At 65.2% G+C, this 19,034-nt stretch carries 14 protein-coding genes; 10 read left to right on the forward strand and 4 right to left on the reverse strand.

Features of this window, described 5'->3' with window-relative positions:
* Positions 1 to 3 precede the first annotated feature (3 nt).
* The 3 genes from AC1DYS_RS08100 (at position 4) to AC1DYS_RS08110 (ending at position 2,100) form a co-directional block, all read left to right on the forward strand.
* The gene (locus tag AC1DYS_RS08100) at positions 4 to 561 is read left to right on the forward strand and encodes an NUDIX domain-containing protein (protein WP_477897854.1); all 558 of its coding nucleotides are present in this window, start codon (positions 4 to 6) and stop codon (positions 559 to 561) included.
* A 5-nt stretch (positions 562 to 566) separates the two neighbouring features.
* Positions 567 to 794 carry a sulfurtransferase TusA family protein gene (locus AC1DYS_RS08105; RefSeq protein ID WP_477897856.1) on the forward strand — a complete coding sequence of 76 codons (228 nt, stop codon included), beginning with the start codon at positions 567 to 569 and terminating at the stop codon, positions 792 to 794.
* Positions 795 to 1,122: 328 nt separating this feature from the next.
* Positions 1,123 to 2,100 carry an NAD(P)-dependent oxidoreductase gene (locus tag AC1DYS_RS08110; protein ID WP_477897858.1) on the forward strand — a complete coding sequence of 326 codons (978 nt, stop codon included), beginning with the start codon at positions 1,123 to 1,125 and terminating at the stop codon, positions 2,098 to 2,100.
* Here the strand turns inward: AC1DYS_RS08110 and AC1DYS_RS08115 are convergent.
* Positions 2,042 to 4,906, reverse strand: coding sequence for a valine--tRNA ligase (locus AC1DYS_RS08115; protein WP_477897860.1), 2,865 nt, complete (start codon positions 4,904 to 4,906; stop codon positions 2,042 to 2,044). The genes AC1DYS_RS08110 and AC1DYS_RS08115 overlap by 59 nt on opposite strands.
* Positions 4,907 to 5,050: 144 nt before the next feature.
* Here AC1DYS_RS08115 and AC1DYS_RS08120 point away from each other — a divergent pair, with 144 nt between their 5' ends.
* The 4 genes from AC1DYS_RS08120 to AC1DYS_RS08135 all read left to right on the forward strand — a co-directional run bounded on the left by AC1DYS_RS08120 (position 5,051) and on the right by AC1DYS_RS08135 (position 10,507).
* The gene (locus AC1DYS_RS08120) at positions 5,051 to 6,166 is read left to right on the forward strand and encodes a hypothetical protein (RefSeq protein WP_477897862.1); all 1,116 of its coding nucleotides are present in this window, start codon (positions 5,051 to 5,053) and stop codon (positions 6,164 to 6,166) included.
* On the forward strand, positions 6,163 to 7,833 hold the full coding sequence (locus AC1DYS_RS08125) for a vWA domain-containing protein (RefSeq protein ID WP_477897864.1): 1,671 nt from the start codon (positions 6,163 to 6,165) through the stop codon (positions 7,831 to 7,833). The genes AC1DYS_RS08120 and AC1DYS_RS08125 overlap by 4 nt, the downstream gene beginning before the upstream one ends.
* Positions 7,834 to 8,595: 762 nt before the next feature.
* Positions 8,596 to 9,303 (forward strand): hypothetical protein, encoded by a 708-nt coding sequence (locus tag AC1DYS_RS08130; protein WP_477897866.1) that lies wholly within the window; start codon positions 8,596 to 8,598, stop codon positions 9,301 to 9,303.
* On the forward strand, positions 9,290 to 10,507 hold the full coding sequence (locus tag AC1DYS_RS08135; RefSeq protein ID WP_477897868.1) for a toxic anion resistance protein: 1,218 nt from the start codon (positions 9,290 to 9,292) through the stop codon (positions 10,505 to 10,507). The genes AC1DYS_RS08130 and AC1DYS_RS08135 overlap by 14 nt, the downstream gene beginning before the upstream one ends.
* A gap of 154 nt (positions 10,508 to 10,661) precedes the next feature.
* Here the strand turns inward: AC1DYS_RS08135 and AC1DYS_RS08140 are convergent, their stop codons facing one another.
* Together AC1DYS_RS08140 and AC1DYS_RS08145 are read right to left on the reverse strand one after the other, a co-directional pair.
* Positions 10,662 to 11,954, reverse strand: coding sequence for a DUF4397 domain-containing protein (locus AC1DYS_RS08140; protein ID WP_156154188.1), 1,293 nt, complete (start codon positions 11,952 to 11,954; stop codon positions 10,662 to 10,664).
* 122 nt (positions 11,955 to 12,076) lie between these two features.
* A complete protein-coding gene (locus tag AC1DYS_RS08145; RefSeq protein WP_477897870.1) occupies positions 12,077 to 13,054 on the reverse strand; it encodes a GMP reductase in 978 nt (325 codons plus the stop codon).
* A gap of 239 nt (positions 13,055 to 13,293) precedes the next feature.
* On the opposite strand from AC1DYS_RS08145, the gene mdtD reads away from it, so the two are divergent.
* From mdtD to AC1DYS_RS08160, 3 genes are all read left to right on the forward strand, one after another.
* Entirely contained in the window at positions 13,294 to 14,706 is a 1,413-nt protein-coding gene (gene mdtD, locus AC1DYS_RS08150; protein WP_477897872.1) for a multidrug transporter subunit MdtD, read from the forward strand.
* Between the two features lie 28 nt (positions 14,707 to 14,734).
* The gene (locus tag AC1DYS_RS08155) at positions 14,735 to 17,107 is read left to right on the forward strand and encodes a UvrD-helicase domain-containing protein (protein ID WP_477897874.1); all 2,373 of its coding nucleotides are present in this window, start codon (positions 14,735 to 14,737) and stop codon (positions 17,105 to 17,107) included.
* Between the two features lie 110 nt (positions 17,108 to 17,217).
* On the forward strand, positions 17,218 to 17,619 hold the full coding sequence (locus tag AC1DYS_RS08160) for a cupin domain-containing protein (RefSeq protein WP_477897876.1): 402 nt from the start codon (positions 17,218 to 17,220) through the stop codon (positions 17,617 to 17,619).
* A 47-nt stretch (positions 17,620 to 17,666) separates the two neighbouring features.
* On the opposite strand, the gene AC1DYS_RS08165 is transcribed toward AC1DYS_RS08160, so the two are convergent.
* Entirely contained in the window at positions 17,667 to 18,794 is a 1,128-nt protein-coding gene (locus AC1DYS_RS08165) for an ABC transporter substrate-binding protein (protein ID WP_477897878.1), read from the reverse strand.
* Between the last annotated feature and the right edge of the window lie 240 nt (positions 18,795 to 19,034).

Here is a 19,034-nt window from a genome sequence, read left to right on the forward strand (position 1 = left end):
GGCATGACGTACCAGTACAACTACTGCCCCAACTGCGCGACGCCGCTGCAGCAAATCTCCGTCGAAGAAGATGGCGGGCCGAAAGTGCGCACACGCTGCCCGGCCTGCGAATGGACACACTGGAACAACCCCACGCCGGTGCTGGCGGCCGTCGTCGAGCTGGCCGATCGCGACGGGCAGGTGCTGCTGGCGCGCAATGCGGCGTGGCCGGGCAAATTCTTCGGCCTCATCACCGGGTTCATGGAAGCGGGCGAGACGCCGAAAGAGGGCATCGCGCGCGAGGTCGCCGAGGAGACTTCATTGCAGGTCGAGGAGCTCGACCTGATCGGGGTCTACGACTTCCAGCGCATGAATCAGATCATCATTGCCTACCATGCGGTGGCGCGCGGCGACATCGTGTTGTCGCCGGAACTCGTCGAGTACAAGACGCTTGCGCCCGCCGACGTGAAATGCTGGCCTGCCGGCACCGGGCAGGCTATGGCTGACTGGCTCATCTCGCGCGGCATCACGCCGCAGTGGATGGATTTTCCCCCGCGCCGGCCCACGGAAACAGAGGACTGATTGAGATGAACTTCAACAAAGAACTCGACACCCGCGGCCTCAATTGCCCGCTGCCCATCCTGAAGGCCAAGAAAGCCCTGGCCGACATGCACAGTGGCGACGTCTTGAAGGTCGTGGCGACCGACCCGAGTTCGATGCGCGACTTCCAGGCGTTTGCCAGGCAGACCGGCAACGAACTCGTGGAGCAGTCAGCGGCCAACGACGAGTTCGTCCACTACCTGCGCCGGCGTTAGATCTCGACGCTTTTCTCGGAAGCCTGCGCCGAGGGGGCGCTTGACGTCCGGCAGCTCCTGTTTTCCCGCCTGTTCGCGGGCTACTTCGAGCTCGAAGGTCATGTCAAAGTGATCTTCGATCGGGCGATTGCGGCGGCTTGCCACGTCACCCGGAGCATCCCTTCGGGCCGCGCTTTCGTTGCTGGAAGCAAGCGAGTTCTAAGACCCGGAATTGGAAAAACCACTTTATTAACAAGCATTTGCTTACAATCGTGGTGATCGATATTTCTTGAAGAAGATGGTGTCACGCACTTCGTGACGGGCATGCGAGGGAAGAGACTGTGACGGCATGGACGTACTGATCATCGAACCGCTGGAAGCCGAGGTCATGCAATGGCTCGGCGCACGTCACTCGGTCCGTTATGCGCCTGAGCTGGTGCGGGATCCCCGCGAGTTCCGGCAGGCGCTCTACAACGTGCGGGCCTTGATCCTGCCGTCGCTGGTGGCGCTGGATGCCGCCACCCTTCATTACGCACCGGTCTTGCGTGCCGTCGGCCGCGTGAGCGGCGGCGCCGAAAACATCGACCTCGACGCCTGCTCCCGTGCCGGCATCGAGGTTGTGCGCAGCCTCACGGCAACGGCTCAGGCAGAAGCCGAATTCATGATCGGCGCGATGCTCTCGCTCTTGCGCCGCGTGCCGATCGAAGGCGCCGACGGCATGCTCGTCGGGCGCGAACTGGGCGCTTGTACCGTGGGCCTGATCGGCATGCCGCCTGCTGCCAAGGCGATGGTGCAGATGCTCAGCGGTTTCGGCTCGCGCATGGTGGGCTACGACCCGTCGCTGCATGCCAGCGACAGCGTCTGGGAGCGCTGGCGTGTGGCGCCGCTGGGCCTGCGCGAGCTGCTCGAGACGAGCGATGCGGTGTGCGTGCAGCTCAACTACTTCAGCCGCTACCACGGGTTGCTGGGTGAGCGCTTCCTGCCGTTCTGCAAACCCAACCAGGTGATCGTCAGCGTGGCGCACTCGGGCGTGTTCAACGAGCGGGCGCTGGCCGATGTACTGATCAGCGGCCGCGTGGCCGCCGCCTGGCTCGACAGCCTGGAGCCCGGCTCGCTCGACGACGGCCGCCCACTGAAGGGCATGGACACGCTGCAGATCACGCCACGCGTCAGCAGCACCACGCGCGAATCGCGGCTGCGCAGCTCATGGGCCGTAGCCAAGCGCATCGACGAACTGCTTGCGGCCACGCCGCAAGCCCCGCGTGAGTTCAGGTCGACGGACCCAGGCGTCCCAACTGATCTTGCAGCCGAACAAGAGCCGCAGTGAAGTCGGCGATGCGCTGTTTTTCCTGAGCCACCACGGCTTCCGGCGCGCGCGCCACGAAAGACTCGTTCGACAGCTTGCCGCTGGCCTTGGCGATCTCGGCTTCCAGGCGCTTGGTTTCCTTCGTCAGGCGTTCCTTCTCGGCCGCCACATCGATCTCCACATGGAGCGCGAGGCGCGATTCGCCCTGAACCGCCACCGGTGACTGCTGTGTGGTCTGCGAGAACGTGGTCTCGTCGTCGAGCACGTTCACCTCGGACAGCTTGGCGAGCGTCTTCAACACCGGTGATGCCTCGCGCAGGAAAGCCTGGTCACCGAACGCATTCAGCGGCACACGTGAGGCAGGGGACAGCGACATCTCGCTGCGCAGCGCGCGGCAAGCACCCACCACGGCCTTGAGCTTCTGCATCCAGGCGTCGGCCTCGGCGTCGACGCGCTCGAGCTGCGCCTTGGGGTAGGGCGCCGTCGCAATCGTGTCGGTCGCCTTGCGCCCGGCGATCGGCGCCACCGTGTCCCACAGCTCGGCGGTGATGAAGGGCGTGATCGGGTGCAGCAGGCGCAGCATGGTTTCGAGCACGCGGATCAGCGTGCGGCGGGTTGCGCGTTGCTCCGCCTCGCTGCCGTTCTGGATCTGCACCTTGGCGATCTCGATGTACCAGTCGCAGTACTCGTCCCAGACGAACTGGTAGATCGTGTTGGCGACGTTGTCGAGGCGGAAGTCGGCAAAGCCCTGTTCCACCGCCGCTTCCACGCGCTGCAGCTCGCTGCTGATCCAGCGGTCGGCCTGGCTGAAGCTGAGGTAGCCATGCGCCGGACCACCGGGTGCACATTCGGCCTTGGTGTGCTCCTTCAGTCCGCAGTCCTGGCCCTCGCAGTTCATCAGCACGAACTTGGTGGCGTTCCAGAGCTTGTTGCAGAAGTTTCGATAGCCCTCGCAGCGCTTGGTGTCGAAGTTGATGTTGCGGCCGAGGCTCGCATACGAGGCCATGGTGAAGCGCAGCGCGTCGGCGCCGTAGGCGGGCATGCCTTCGGGGAACTCCTTCTTCACGCGTGCCGCGACCTTGGGCGCGGTCTCGGGCTTGCGCAGCCCGACGGTCGACTTCTTCACCAGCGTGTCGAGGTCCACGCCTTCAATCAGGTCCACCGGGTCGAGCACGTTCCCTTCGGACTTGCTCATCTTCTTGCCTTCGCTGTCGCGCACCATGCCGTGGATGTAGACGGTCTTGAAGGGCACGCGGCCGGTGAAGTGCGTGGTCATCATGATCATGCGCGCCACCCAGAAGAAGATGATCTCGTAGCCGGTCACCAGCACGCTGGACGGCAGAAAGAGATCGAGCTCCTTGGTCTTCTCGGGCCAGCCCAGCGTCGAGAAGGGCACCAGCGCCGACGAGAACCAGGTGTCGAGCACGTCTTCGTCGCGCGTCAGCTCGCCGGTGTAGCCGGCGGCCTTGGCCTTGGCCTGTGCTTCGGCCTCATCCCGGCCGACGAAGATCTCGCCGCCGCTGCCGTACCAGGCCGGGATCTGGTGGCCCCACCAGAGCTGGCGGCTGATGCACCAGTCCTGGATGTTGTTCATCCACTGGTTGTAGGTGCTGACCCAGTTCTCGGGCACGAATTTCACTTCGCCCGAGGCCACGGCATCGATCGCCTTCTGCGCGATGCTCTTGCCGTCGGGTGCCGGCTTGCTGACGCCCACGAACCACTGGTCGGTCAGCATCGGCTCGACCACCTCGCCGGTGCGCCCGCACACCGGCACCGAGTTCTTGTGCGGCACCGCCTTTTCGAGCAAGCCCTGCGTTTCGAGGTCGCGCAGCACGGCCTTGCGCGCCACGTAGCGGTCGAGACCCTGGTAGGCCACCGGCCCGTTGTCGTTGATCTTTGCGTCGAGCGTGAAGATGGTGATGAGCGGCAGCTTGTGGCGCAGCGCCACGGCGTAGTCGTTGAAGTCGTGCGCGCCGGTGATCTTCACGCAGCCCGAGCCGAACTCGCGGTCGACGAAGTCGTCGGCAATGATGGGAATGCGGCGGTCGCACAGCGGCAGGTCGACCCACTTGCCCACCAGATGCTTGTAGCGCTCGTCTTCCGGATGCACGGCGAGTGCGCCGTCGGCCATCATCGTTTCTGGGCGCGTGGTGGCAATGTGCATGCCGCGCATCGGTTGGCCATGCACACCCTGCTGGGCCCCGTCGCTGAACGGGTAGAGGATGTGCCACATGAAGCCATCACGGTCTTCGTTTTCGACTTCGAGGTCGGACACAGCCGACTTCAGCACCGGGTCCCAGTTCACCAGGCGCTTGCCGCGGTAGATCAGGCCCTGTTCGTAGAGCTGCACGAAGGTGCTGGTCACCACGGGCGAGAGCTTCTCGTCCATCGTGAAGTATTCGTGCGACCAGTCGACGCTCGCGCCCATGCGGCGCATCTGCTGCGTGATGGTCGAGCCCGATTGCTCCTTCCATTCCCACACTTTGGCGACGAAGTTCTTGCGGCCCAGGTCGTGGCGGCTCAGCTTCTGCTGTTCGAGCTGGCGCTCCACGACGATCTGCGTGGCGATGCCGGCGTGGTCTGTGCCCGGCACCCACAGCGTGTTGTCGCCCTTCATGCGGTGGTAGCGCGTGAGCGAATCCATGATCGTCTGGTTGAACGCATGGCCCATGTGCAGCGTGCCCGTCACGTTGGGCGGCGGCAGCTGGATGCTGAACGACGGCTTGGCCGAATCCAGCGTGGGTGCGTACGTGCCGTTGCGCTCCCAAAGCGGTGCCCATTTGGCTTCGATGGCAGCGGGTTCAAACGATTTGGCGAGTTCTGTCATGGGAGGAGCGGAGCGCCTGATTCGGGCGCTGCGGGGCAAAGACGGGGAATGCCCGAATTGTAGGCGGCGCCCCCCGGCAGACATGCTCACTCGGGCTATGCTCGCGTCGCGTTATCGAAGAGGCATGCGAGGAGGCGTGCGCACATGTCCAAAACCAGCAAAGTTTTCTTGACCCTGGTGCTGCTGGCCGGGTTCGGGGCGGCGCTGTTCTTTGCCCTGCGCGGGCAGAAAGTGGCCGTGGCCGAGCTGGCCATCGCGAGCGCCCCCGAGTTGACCGGCGTGGTCTCGCTCGACGTCGAGCCCTTCTTCAAGGACGAGCGCGTTCGCAAGATCCTGGCCGACAACCGGCTGCCGGTGACTGTCACCCGCCTGGGCAGCCGAGAGATGGCGGCCAAGGTCGTCCCCGGCCAGATGCCCGACTTCCTGTTCCCCTCGGGCGTGGTGGCCGGCAACCAGATCAGCGATGCAGCGCGAAAGGCCGGCATCTCGGTCGTTCAGTCGTCGCCGTTCCACACCCCGCTGGTCATCGCGAGCTGGACGCCGATTGCCAACATCCTGGTCGCCAACGGCATGGCCAAGCCGCTGGGCGAGCGCATCTACGGCGTCGACATGGCCCAGCTCACCGCCGCCATGCTCGCCAAGAAGCGCTGGAAGGACCTGAAAGGATCGCAGGCCTACGACGTGGGCCGCAGCGTGCTCGTTTCCACCACCGACGTGCGGCGCAGCAACTCGGCTGCGATGTACCTGGCGCTCACGAGTTATGCGGTGCATGGCGATGTGGTGACCGACCGCGCCACCGCCGTGCCGCTGGCCGTCAAGCTCGCTGAGCTCTTCAAGCGCCAGGGCTACCAAGAGAACTACGTCAACGGCAATTTCGACGACTACGTGGCCATCGGCATCGGCAAGACGCCGATGTCCTTCATCTACGAGTACCAGCTCGTCAGCTACGCGCTGGAGAAGAAGGGCGTGGGCGCTGACATGGTGCTGCTCTACCCGCAGCCCACCATCGTCAACAAGTTCGTGCTGATCACCGCCAGCGAACGCGCCAAGGCGCTGGCCGACTTGCTCGTGCGCAATGCCGACCTGCAACGAATAGCAGTGTCGTACGGCCTGCGTGTCGCCGACACTGGCTTGTTCATGCAGGCCGTGAAGCCCACCGGGCTGGCAGTGGAAGAGCGCATCACCCAGGTGATCGACCCACCGTCCTTCGAGTTGATGGCCGAGATGATCGAGGTGGTAGCCAAGGAGATGGCGCAATGAAATTGGGATGGAGGAGGGGCTGGTTGACGATGGCGGTGCCGCTGGCATTGGCCGTATCGGCCTGCGGCAAGAAAGAGGCAGAAGCACCGCCGCCGGTGCCCGACGCGCCGGTGTTCTCGGTGCTGGCCACCACCGACCTGCGCGACGCGCAGGCCTTGGAGGGCATGGTCGAGAAGGCCACCGGCGTGAAGCTGCGCTTCACCTACGGCGGCACGATGGAAAGCACCGAGGCCGTGCTGAGCGGCAGCACGCAGGCGCATGCGGCTTGGTTCGCCAACGCCAAGTACCTGCTGAGCGACCCGTACGGCCAGAGCCGCGTCAAGCTGCAAGAGAAGATCATGCTGTCACCCATCACCGTGGGCGTGAGCGCGACGACGGCCAAGCGCTTGGGCTGGGACGACCCGGCCGTGGCGGCCAAGGTCAGCTGGAAAGAGATCACCAAGGCGGCGTCCGAAGGCAAGCTGAACTACGCGCTCTCGAACCCGGCCACGTCCAACCAGGGCTTCATGGCGCTGATGGGCGTGGTGGCAGCGGCCAGCAACAAGGCCGAGGCCCTCAGCGCGGCTGACGTCGACCGCGGCGCCATCGCCGGCTTCCTGAAGGGCTACAAGCTCGCGGGTGACAACTCCACCTACTTGTCCGAGAAGTTCATCGAGCAGCAGGGCACGCAGCCGGGCCAGGTCAACAGCTTCATCAACTACGAGAGCTGGCTGCTCTCGCTCAACAACGGCGGCAAGCTGCGCGAGAAGCTGGTGTTGGTGTACCCGCACGAAGGCGTGTCGACGGCCGACTACCCCTTCATGCTGCTGAAGGACGACCGCCGCGACGACTACCTGAAGGTCAGCACCTACCTGAAGACCGCCGAGGCGCAGACCTGGATCGCGCGCCAGACCTTGCGCCGCCCGATCAACGGCGAGGTGGCCGCCAGCGTGGGCGATCTCTTCCCGAAGGAGGGCATGCGCGTCGAGCTGCCGTTCTCGCCCGACCGGCAGCTGGCCGACGGGCTGATCGACGCCTACCTCAACGAGTTTCGCCGGCCCATCGCCTCGACCTTCGTGCTCGACACCAGCGGCAGCATGGAAGGCCAGGGCCGCCGCCAGCAGCTGGTGCAGGCGCTGCACTACGTGGCGGGTGGTGACAGCACGCTCACCGGGCGCCTGGCCAAGCTGACCAATCGTGAAAAGGTATGGATGCTGCCTTTTTCAGACCAGCCCTGGCGCACCACTTACTTCGAAGTACCCGCCGGCCGTCCGCAGGCGCGCGGCGTGCAGCTCCAGGAAGACTCTCAGGCCAAGCAGGCCGTGCTGGCCGAGGTGCGCGCCTATGCCGACGCCTTGCGCATGACGGGCGGCACCGCGCTGTACGACAGCGTGCTGGTCGCCCTGCAGCACATGCTGGAGCAGAAGCTCAAGAACCCGAATTACCAGTACTCGGTGGTGGCCTTCACCGACGGTGAGAACACCAAGGGGCGCGGGCTGCAGCAGTTCCAGCAGGCGTATGCGGCGTTGCCGGAGGACGTGCGGGGGATTCCGGTGTTCATGGTGCTGTTTGGGGAGGCCAAGGAGGCTGACCTCAAGGCCTTGGTTGCGACGACGGGGGGGAAGGTGTTTGATGCGCGGAAGACGCCGTTGTATGCGGTGTTCAAGGATATTCGGGCGTATCAATGAGGTTGTCTTCGTTGCTTCGGATGGGGTCGGCTGGTTCGCTTTGTCTGGGGTTCCTTTCACTGCGTGAGGCTGCGTCGGGATGTGCCCCCGACAGGGCAGTAACTTTCTTTCGCTTCCCCGAAAGAAAGTCACCAAAGAAAGGGGGACCCGACGGTGGCGGTCGGCCTGAGGCCGACTGCTCTGCGGTGCTCGTGCTTTGGGACCCGCGCCAAACTCGCTTCGCGGCCTGCGGCCGCTGCGCTCAGACAAACGTCGCGAAGTCAGTTTACGAAGCGTGCTGCGCACGCGGCCCCAAAGCCCTGCGCTCCTCGACGCCACCCACGGGGCCCAAGAGCAATGCGGTCGTTGCTTCGCAACTTCCCCACGCCTCGCGTCGCATCGGGCGAGCGAAGCGATGCGTCATCGTGCGATGCGAAGCGAGCCGAATCTGGTGTTCGTCTCCCCCTTCGGACGAGCTGAGCAGCACAGGGCTTTGCGGCGCGCGCGCAAGCGCGCATTCACAACTGACTTCGCGCCGTTTGTCTGAGCGCAGCGGCCGCAGGCCGCGAAGCGAGTTTGGCGCGGCCGCAAAGACCGAGCAGCGCAAGGCAGCCCTCGCAACGCGAGGGCCGAGTCGGCAGGGTCGCTTTCTTTGCCCCCTTTCTTTGTCGACACAAAGAAAGGGGGTCGGCCGCCGGGCCGAAACCCCGGCGCGGCCTCACGCAGTTAACAAGACCATCACGCGTCAGCGCCACAGATCCTGAGCGCGAATGACGACGCAACATGATCGATAAGCTGCTCCGCATCCTCCTCAGCCCCGCCAACTGGGTAGGCCTGGGCATCGCCACCTCCGTGCTCGTGCTCAAGGTCTTGGGTCTCGTCGGCATCGCCTGGCAGCTGCTCGCCGTCCTCGGCTACGCAGCAGGCTTCATCGCCGGCGGCCTCTGGCTAGGCTTCCCAAAGCTCGCCGGCCCCATGTGGGAAGACGCCCTAGAGTTCACCGACGAAGGCGACGCACGCGAAGCCATGAGCCGCGCGCTGAGCGGCGTGCGCGGCCTCGTCCAGTACAACCCCGAAAACCGCCTGCCGGCCAGCCTGCAGGCCAACGCGCTCGAGCTGTGCAAGTCGCTCGAGGCGCTGCTCGCCCAATGGGAGCGCAGCAAGGGTGCCCTCTCGCTGCAAGAGGGCTTCCATGCGCGCCACATCGCCATCTCGTACCTGCCGGATGCCTTGAAGGCCTACCTGTCGATCCCTGCGCAGTACGCGAGCACCCGCGTGCTGCAAGACGGCAAGACGGCTCAAGATATCTTTCGCGACACGCTGGCCGAGCTCGAGGGCAAGGTGACGCAGCTTGCCGACGACCTGGCGAGCCAGGACGCCCACGCCTTTCTCGTCCACTCGCGTTTTCTGCACGACAAGTTCGGCAATCGCCCCTTGATCGAAGCACCCGACATTCCACCGCCCGCGGAGGCTCCCCATGCCAAACTTTGAAGACGTTCCCACCATTGCCACACCGACCACGCCCAACTTCCAGCTGACGCCGCCCGAGGTGATCACGCCGGTGCCGGCGGAGGCCACGCGCACCGCGGTGCCGCTGAAGCCGGAGACGGTGGCCGCGGTCGACGATCAGGTCACGCGCTTCATAGACGCGCTGATGACCGAAGACGTGCACAGCACCGCCTTCAAGAACAAGCTCGACAGCGCCTTCGCACTCGGCCGTGAAGAAATCTCGAACGCAGCGGGCCTGATGCAGGGCCGCTTCCTGCAGCGCAACTTCGTCGGTGCCGAAGACAGCTCGGCCTACAAGGCGATCGGCGAGATCCGCGGCCAGCTCGACAAGCTCAACCCCGGCAACGAAGGCGACCTGCTGTCTCCGAACAAGCTGCTCGGCATCATTCCCTTCGGCAACAAGCTCAAGGCCTACTTCCGCAAGTTCGAGAGCGCGGGCTCGCAGCTGCAGAAGTCGATGAGCCAGCTCTATGCGGCGCGTGACGACGTGCAGCGCGACATCGTCGACATCGAAGCCACCCGCGCGAAGCTGTGGGAGGCCATGCAGCAGCTCGCTGCCGCCGCGCATTTCGCCACCACGCTCGACGCCAAGCTGGCGCAGCGCGTGAACTCATTGCAGGCCACCGACCCGCAGCGCGCCACTGCCTTGCAGCAGGAGGTGCTGTTCTACGCGCGGCAGAACCTGTCGGACATCCTCACCCAGCAGGCGGTGTGCGTGAACGGCTACCTCGCGCTCGACGTGCTGAAGAAGACCGGCCGCGAAATGATGAACGGCTGCAGCCGCGTGGCGACCACCGGCATGAGCGCGCTGGCCGTGGCGCAGACAGTGGCGCGCGCCACCGGCAACCAGATTCAGGTGATGGAGATGCTGCAGGGCGTGAACACCACCATCGGCAACCTGATCTCCGAGACCGGCAAGATGCTCAACAGTCACGTAGATGCGACGGCGCAGTTCGCCAGCAACCCGATGATCGGCATCGACAAGATCAAGGAGATGTTCGACCAGACCTTCAAGGCCATGGACGCGATGGACACCTTCCGCGCCAAGGCCATCGACGTGATGGGTCAGAACAACGTGATCATGAAAGAGCAGCTGACGCGCAGCGAGCAGTACATCGACCGCGTGCGTCAGCAGCAGGCTCGCGAAGCCGGCAAGGCACAAATCCAGGGACCTGTGTCGTTGTAAGGGCCCCCCAGTCGCTTCGCTCCTGCCCCCAGGGGGCGCCACCCAGTGGCCTGGCAAAGCCAGTTCCACGGGTGTTGCTTGAGGGGCGCGTCGCGTCGCTCGCTTGGGTGCAGAGCTGCGGCGCTTGGCACCGATATGCCTGCAGGGGGAGGGTTTATCGGTCGCGACGCAGTACGCCGAGCGGGGTGGTGTTGTCACCCAGCATGAACACCGTGTAGACGTGGGTGGCTTGCAGGCTCACGTCGGTGGCGAGGTAGAGCTCGTCGCTGAACACGGGTGAGGTGCTCTCCAGCCGGTAGGTGATGCTATTCAGCACGCTGACGGGGGTAGAGGCGGTGCCGAAGGCCACGTCGGTCGCGACGGCGCTGTAGTCTGCGGTCAGCGTGATGCTGCCGTTGAGGTTGTTCACCGCGTGCACGAGCCGCAGCTTCGCGTTGGTCGAAGTGATGGGCGGGCTGTTGTCGTCGTTCAGCAGCGTCACCTGCGGTGCAGCCGGTGTGCCCAGCACCATCAGGCTCAGGTCGGCGCCTGGCGTGGCGGTGAGGCCGCTGGTCGGCACGGAGACCCCGTTGACCTGGATGTCGGTGGTGAGCGCGCCTGCCGGAATCAGCGCGTACGAGCCGACGATGGGCGACTTGAGCCCTGCGGACAGCACGTTGCCGTTGACGGTGGCAGCCACGACGCCGTTGGCGGTGGTGTTGGCGATCAGGCGAACACGTGCCGAGGTGTTGTTCTCTGCCGTTGCCGTGCCGCCCTGGTTCAGCAGCAGGCCGTGCACCAGCACGCCACCCGGAGTGCTTGTGAGAATCAAGGTCGCGACCTGCTGGTCGGACAACGCGATGCTCGGGATGTCGAGCCGTACGTCGGTCTTGTCGCCAGCACCCGTCACGACCAGGTGGTAGCTGCCTGCGGTGATCTCGCCATAGGAGCTGAAGCGCTCGCCGGCGATGCTGCTCGCTGCGGCCGAGATGCTGTCGAGGTTGCCGCCGACCGCGGTGATGTACATGTCCACGCTGCCGGCCTCGGTCGAGGTGTTGAAGACGCGCAGCTTGGCGTAGCCGGAGGTTGGTGCGCCTTCGGAGTCGGGCACGTAGACGGTGCGCAGCGTGCCGCCGGTGCTGTAGGCGATGAGCGAGTCGTTGACACCGCTCGACACGGTGCGCGTGGTGGCCAGCGAGGTGATGCCCGAATCGGCGCGCTTCAGCTTGAAGACGATGTCGCCGTGGGTGAAGCCTTCATAGCTGCCGACGCTGCCTTGCACGACGCCCTCGGTGACAACGACGTCCGAGGCAAAGAGGTCGAGCGATGCGTAATCGGTGGTCGCATTGACCAGACGCACCTGGCCGCTGCCGTCATCGTCGTTGTTGCCGCCGCAGCCCGACAAGGCCACGAGAGGAACAACAGCGAGCAATGTAAAGAGAGGGGAGAAAAGGGATCTGAGCTTCACGGAGTGTTTCCTCGGGGGGCGATGCCCGCGATTGAACCTTCCGTGAATTGCGGCTTTGTTGCGCCGCCGCTCGGCATTGATGCGGCTTTGTGTCCCACCGGACACAAAGCCGCAGTTCAGTTTTACATCAGCAAGTGTTCGCCGGCGTTGTCGCCACCGAGGATCACGTAGTTCACCTTGCGGATGTCGGCCAGCCGCGTGCCGCCGGCGTAGCTGATCGAGCTCTGCACGTCTTCGCGCATTTCTCGAAGCGTGTCGGCAAGCTTGCCCTTGATGGGCTCGAGGATGCGCTTGCCCTCCACATGCTTGTACTCGCCCTTGTTGAAGTCGCTGGCCGAGCCGTAGTACTCCTTGAAGAGCTTGCCGTCGACTTCGACGGTTTGGCCTGGTGATTCTTCATGCCCTGCGAACAGCGAGCCGATCATCACCATTGCCGCACCGAAGCGCACGCTCTTGGCGATGTCGCCGTGGTCGCGAATGCCACCGTCGGCAATGATGGGCTTTGTCGCCACGCGGGCACACCACTTCAGCGCGCTGAGCTGCCAGCCACCGGTGCCGAAGCCGGTCTTCAGCTTGGTGATGCAGACCTTGCCCGGGCCCACACCGACCTTGGTCGCATCGGCGCCCCAGTTCTCGAGGTCGATCACCGCCTCGGGCGTCGCCACGTTGCCGGCGATCACGAAGGTCTTGGGCAGCTTCTGCTTGATGTGCTCGATGGTCTTGCGCACGCTCTCGGCGTGGCCGTGGGCGATGTCGATGGTGATGTAGTCGGCTCCCACGCCCTCGGCGGCCAGGCGGTCGATGACCGCGAAGTCCGCCGGCTTCACGCCCGAGCTGATCGACACGAACAGACCCTTGTCGCGCATGCGGCGGGCGTAGGCCACGTTGTCCACGTCGAAGCGGTGCATCACGTAGAAGTAGCCGTTGGCGGCGAGCCACGCGCTGATGGGCTCGTCGACCACCGTCTTCATGTTGGCCGGCACCACCGGCAGCTTGAAGGTGTGGTCGCCGAACTGCATCGAGGCATCGCATTCCGAGCGGCTTTCCACGCGGCACTTGCGCGGCAGCAAGAGAACGTTGTCGTAATCGAAGATTTCCATGTGAAGGCTCCTTAAGGTCACAGATAAGAAGCGGCGCGTTGATGTCAGAAGAGACGCAGTGCGCGGCCCAATGGCTGCGAGCGCTTGACTTGGTGACCCGGCTGTTCTGCGAAGGCCGCCGGCGTGGGCGGTGCAGAAACAAAAAACCGGACACAAAAATTTGGGCCCGGTGGCGAATTGTACGCAGCTATGGCCTGCCCTCGAAGGGGCTTCGAGACGCCTTCTACACTGCAGGGTCAATGGCCCTCGACCCGTCCACCAAACGCCTGCTACCGTGGCTCGTGGCCATCGCGTTCTTCATGCAAACGCTGGACGGCACCATCCTCAACACCGCGCTGCCTGCCATGGCGGCGAGCCTGGGCGAGAGCCCGCTGCGCATGCAGTCGGTGGTCATCGCCTACATGCTCACGGTGGCGCTCTTGATCCCGGCTTCGGGCTGGCTGTCCGACCGCTTCGGCACGCGGCGCATCTTCGTCAGCGCGATCGTGATGTTCAGCCTGGGCTCGCTGCTGTGTGCGCTGTCGCCGTCGCTCGCCATGCTGGTCGGAGCGCGCATCGTGCAGGGCTTCGGCGGTGCCTTGCTGTTGCCCGTCGGGCGGTTGGCGATCTTGCGTGGTTTCCCGCGGGCGGAGTTGCTCAAGGCGCTCACCTTCGTCACCTTGCCGGGCCTGGTCGGGCCGCTGGTGGGGCCCACGCTCGGCGGCTGGCTGGTGCAAGTCGCCACCTGGCACTGGGTGTTCCTGATCAACCTGCCGGTGGGTGTGATCGGCGTGGTGGTGGCACAGCGCTACATGCCCGACCTGCGGGGCGCCGTGGGCCAGCGTTTCGACCTGCGCGGCTTCGTGATGTTCTCGTCGGGCCTGGTGATGGTCTCGCTCGCGTTGCAAGGCCTGGGCGAGCATGCGATGAGCGTGGCGGCGTCGATGCTGCTGCTCGTGGGTGGCCTCGCGGCCATGGTCGCCTACTGGCTGCACGCCACGCGCGCGAAGCAGCCGCTGTTCAGCCCGGCGCTGATGCGCATTCCCACCTTTGCCATCGGCCTCGCAGGCAACCTGTTCTCGCGGCTGGGCAGCGGGGCCATGCCGTTCCTCATTCCACTGTTCATGCAGGTCGGGCTCGGCTACTCGCCATCGGTCACCGGCATGAGCATGATCCCGACCGCACTCGGCGCCATGCTGTGCAAACTCTTTGCCGAGCCGATGATCAAACGCCTGGGCTATCGCACGGTGCTGGTCAGCAACACGCTGCTGCTCGGCTTGGTCATCGCGGCCTTCGGGCTGGTGAGCAAAACCACGCCGCATGTGTTGATCCTGGTGATGCTGGGCGTGTTCGGCGTCGTCAACTCGATGCAGTTCACCGCGATGAACACACTCACGCTGGGCGACCTGGACGAAGCCACCGCCAGCAGCGGCAACAGCCTGCTGTCGGTGGTGATGCAGCTGTCGATGAGCCTGGGCGTGGCGGCCGGTGGGGCGCTGCTCGCGGCCTTCACCGGCGCGAAGTTCCATGCGGCCGAGTCATCGGTGATCGAGAGCTTTCACGCCACCTTTCTGTGCGTGGGCGGCTTGTCGATGGTGGCGGCGTTCATCTTCTTCCAGCTCGGGCCGCGGGAGCAGCCGAGCGTGCAGCCCACGGTGGTCGATGAAGGGTGATCAAAACGTCGGCTCCTAGAATCCCCCGATGACCGAGTTCTCTTCCGACGGCGAGCTGCCGTTCGACGCCCCCCCGTCCACCGGCCTGCTGGCCAACCTCAACCCCGAGCAGCTGGCAGCCGTCACGCTGCCCGGCAAGTCGGCGCTGATCCTTGCGGGAGCCGGCTCCGGCAAAACGCGCGTGCTCACCACGCGCATCGCCTGGCTGATCCAGAACGGCCAGCTCACGCCCGGCGGCGTGATGGCGGTGACCTTCACCAACAAGGCCGCGAAAGAGATGCTGACGCGCCTGGGCGCGATGCTGCCCGTGCCCGTGCGCGGCATGTGGGTCGGTACCTTCCACGGCTTGTGCAACCGCTTTCTGCGGGCGCACTGGAAGATGGCCAACCTGCCGCAAGGCTTTCAGATCCTCGATTCGAGCGACCAGCTCTCGGCCGTCAAGCGCGTCATCAAGGCGATGAACCTCGACGAAGAGCGCTTTGTGCCGAAGCAGGTGACCTGGTTCATCGCTGGCAGCAAGGAAGAAGGCCTGCGCCCGAAGGACGTGGAGGTCCGCGACGAGCAGACCCGCACGCTCGCCGCCGTCTACCAGGCCTACGAAGACCAGTGCCAGCGCGAGGGCGTTGTCGACTTCGCCGAGCTCATGCTGCGCACCTACGAGCTGATGCGCGACAACCAGGCGCTGCGCGAGCACTACCAGCGGCGCTTTCGCCACATCCTCGTCGACGAGTTCCAGGACACCAACCGCTTGCAGTACGCCTGGCTCAAGGTCTTCGCAGGCCCCGAGACCGCGGTGCTCGCGGTGGGCGACGATGACCAGAGCATCTACGCCTTCCGCGGCGCGCAGGTCGGCAACATGACAGCGTTCGAGCGCGAGTTCAAGGTCGAGCAGGTCATCAAGCTCGAGCGTAATTACCGTTCGTTCGGCAACATCCTCGACGCGGCCAACGAGCTGATCTCGCGCAACTCGAACCGGCTCGGCAAGAACCTGCGCACCGAGGCCGGTCCTGGCGAGCCGGTGCGGGTGTTCGAGGCCACGAGCGATTTTTCAGAAGCGCAGTGGTTCGTCGACGAAGCGCGGCAGCTGCACCGCGACGGCATCGCGCGCAGCAACATCGCCTTGCTCTACCGCAGCAATGCGCAGAGCCGCGTGATCGAGAGCGCGCTCTTCAACGCCGGCATGCCCTACAAGGTGTACGGCGGCCTGCGCTTCTTCGAGCGGGCCGAGGTGAAGCACGCGCTGAGTTACCTGCGGCTGATCGAGAACTCGAGCGACGACACCAGCTTTCTGCGGGTGGTCAACTTCCCGACCCGCGGCATCGGCGCGCGCAGCATCGAGCAACTGCAGGATGCCGCGCGCCAGACCGGGCGCAGCCTGTACCAGAGCGTGGGCGCGCTCAGTGGCAAGAGCGGCAACAATTTGCAAGCCTTCGTCGCGCTGATCGACTCGATGCGCGAGGCCACGCGCGGCCTCACGCTGCGCGAGATCATCGAACACATGCTGCACGCGTCGGGCCTGATCGACTTCTACAAGACCGACAAGGAAGGCAAGGACCGGCTCGAGAACCTGGAAGAACTGGTCAATGCCGCCGAAGCCTTCGTCACGCAGGAAGGCTTTGGCAAGGACGCCGTGGCCTTGCCGATCGACGAACACGCCGGTGCGCTCACCGAGGGTGACCCGCCCGCAGTGGCTTCCGTCGACCTGACGCCGGACGCCGAGACCGGCGAGATCATGTCGCCGCTCGCCGCCTTCTTGACGCACGCATCGCTCGAAGCCGGCGACAACCAGGCGCAGGCGGGGCAGGACGCGATCCAGCTGATGACGGTGCACTCGGCCAAGGGCCTGGAGTTCGACGCCGTCTTCATCACCGGCCTCGAAGAGGGCTTGTTCCCGCACGAGAACAGCGTGTCCGACGTCGACGGCCTGGAAGAAGAGCGCCGCCTGATGTACGTGGCGATCACGCGCGCACGCAAGCGCCTGTACCTGAGCTTCAGCCAGACGCGCATGCTGCACGGCCAGACGCGCTACAACATCAAAAGCCGCTTCTTCGACGAGCTGCCCGAGTCGGCGCTGCGCTGGATCACGCCGCGTAACCAGGGCTTCGGCTCCGGCTTTGCGCGCGAGTACCAATCGGCCTGGGAGCGCGGCTCCGGCCTGAAATCGATGGTGGGCGCGGGCGCACAGCCGTCGACCGTTCCGAAGAGCATGGCGCCCAAGGTGGCCACCTCCGACGGGGTGGCGCTTCGCACCGGGCAGTCGGTGTTCCACACCAAGTTCGGCGAAGGCGTGATCGTCACGCTGGAGGGCAGCGGTGACGATGCCCGTGCGCAGATCAACTTCGGCCGCCACGGCATGAAGTGGCTGGCCTTGAGCGTGGCGAAGCTGACGCCGATCGAGTGACGCCCTGCTGGGCGCCTTCAGGCACCGTCATCCCGGGCGGGCTAAACCGGAATGACATGGCGTGGCTGTCGAGGTAGAAACGAAGCTCCCTGCAATCCTGAAGGCTCACGATGAAATTCCAACTCAGCAAGCCCGCGTGTCTCTTGGGCGCTGCGCTGCTTGTCGCCGCGGGCGGCCTCTTCGCGCAAGCCAGTGGGCTGACTCGCACGCTCGTCGGCAAGGCCGACGTGTCGGTTCCTGGCCGCGAGGCGGTGGTGGCCCGGGTCGAGGTGGCACCTGGCGCGCGCGCCGGGCGCCACACCCACCCGGGTGACGAGATCAGTTATGTGCTCGAAGGCCAGGTTGAACTGCTCGTCGATGGGCAGGCGCCCCGCGTCGTGAAGGCGGGCGAGTCCTTCGTGATCCCGGCCGGAACCGTCCACGACGCCCACAACGCGAGCGACACGGCAACGAAACTGGTGGGCGTGTACGTGGTCGAGAAAGGCAAGCCGCTCGCGTCCCCGGCGCCTTGACGGCACGGCCCGCACGGCGTCGACGACGCCGCGCGGCCGCAACACGCTCAGCGCTGGAAACGGCCGTTGGCGCCGACGATCGAAAGATCCGACGACTCGAGTCCGGTGTGGTCGGTCGGGCTGAAGCCGAGTTCGATGCCGCCGAGGTCGAAGCGCGACATCTCTTCCAGCGCACGCTGCACGCCTTCGGAGGTCGGCTTCTTGCCCGCGCGGCGCAGCGCCTCGACCAGCACCTTGGCGCTGGCATAGCCTTCGAGCATCGCCGGAGACAGCTCCACGGTGCTCTTGTTGGCGCGAAGCAGGTCGTTCGCCTCCTTCACGATGGGCATGCTGAGCGCCCGCTCGCTCGGGAACACCTGCGTCACCATCGTGCCGCGTGCGTTGTCGCCCAAGTCCTTGACGAAGCCTCCGGACGCGGTGTTCGACAGCGACACCAGTGTCGCCTTCGAGCCGGTCGCGCGGATCGCGACCATGGCTTTCCCGACCGCGGACCCAGAGCCGAGGACCAGCACCGCCTGCAGGTTCTCTTTGACGACGCGCGCCGCGGCGGGCCCGAAGTCCGGCTTGTTGCGATCGAACACCTCGACGAAGACGGGCTTCAGCTTGGTGTTCGTGAAGCCGCGTTCGGCACCGAGGATGGCATCGCGGCCGAAGGAGTCGTCGGTCTGGAGCACGCCGATGCGAGAGATGCCCATCGCCACCAGCTGCGGGATCGCCTTCTCCGTTTCGGTTTGATATGGCGTGCGGACGTTGAAGACGTGCTTCTTCACTGGCTTGTGCAACACCATGGCACCTGTGGAGGGCGCGATAAGCGGCACGCCCAGCTCGTCGAGCACGGGGATGATGGCTTCATTGGTCGGCGTGCCGCGCGTGAGAAAGAGCGCGATCACCTTGCGCTTCTCGATGAGCGTGCGCGCGTTCTCGGCCGCGAGCTTGGGGTCGGACTTGTCGTCGAGCGCGATCAACTCGATCTTCTGGCCGTTGACGCCGCCTTTGGCGTTCACTGCATCCAGCCACAGCGCGGCACCGGCGCTGGTCTCTTTCACCGAAGCGGCTGAAATGCCGCTGAAGCCGGTGGTCTGTCCCACGAGAATCTGTGCTGAGAGCTGTGTGCTCGCGAGCAGCAGGGCGAGGCCGAGCATGAGCGAGTTGCGCATGGTCTGCGGACGGGGCATGGATGTTCCTCCTGTTTGCCGGCGCGTTGCCTTTTGGTGCTTCAGGCGGGGGCCCGTCACCCGCGCTCGGGTCGCAACGAGTATGAAGCACTTGCCGATCGATCTGCGCCATGGGTGGCCGCGACTGCGCGGTGCGCGTGAAAGAAGCACGCTAGGGCCCAACCTGAGGTTGGGCCAGACCTGCGTGCCGCACGGCCAGACGCGATACAACATCAAGAGCCGCAGCCGTTGATCAACTTC

It is taken from the genome of Rhizobacter sp. P2_G4 (genome assembly GCF_056403575.1).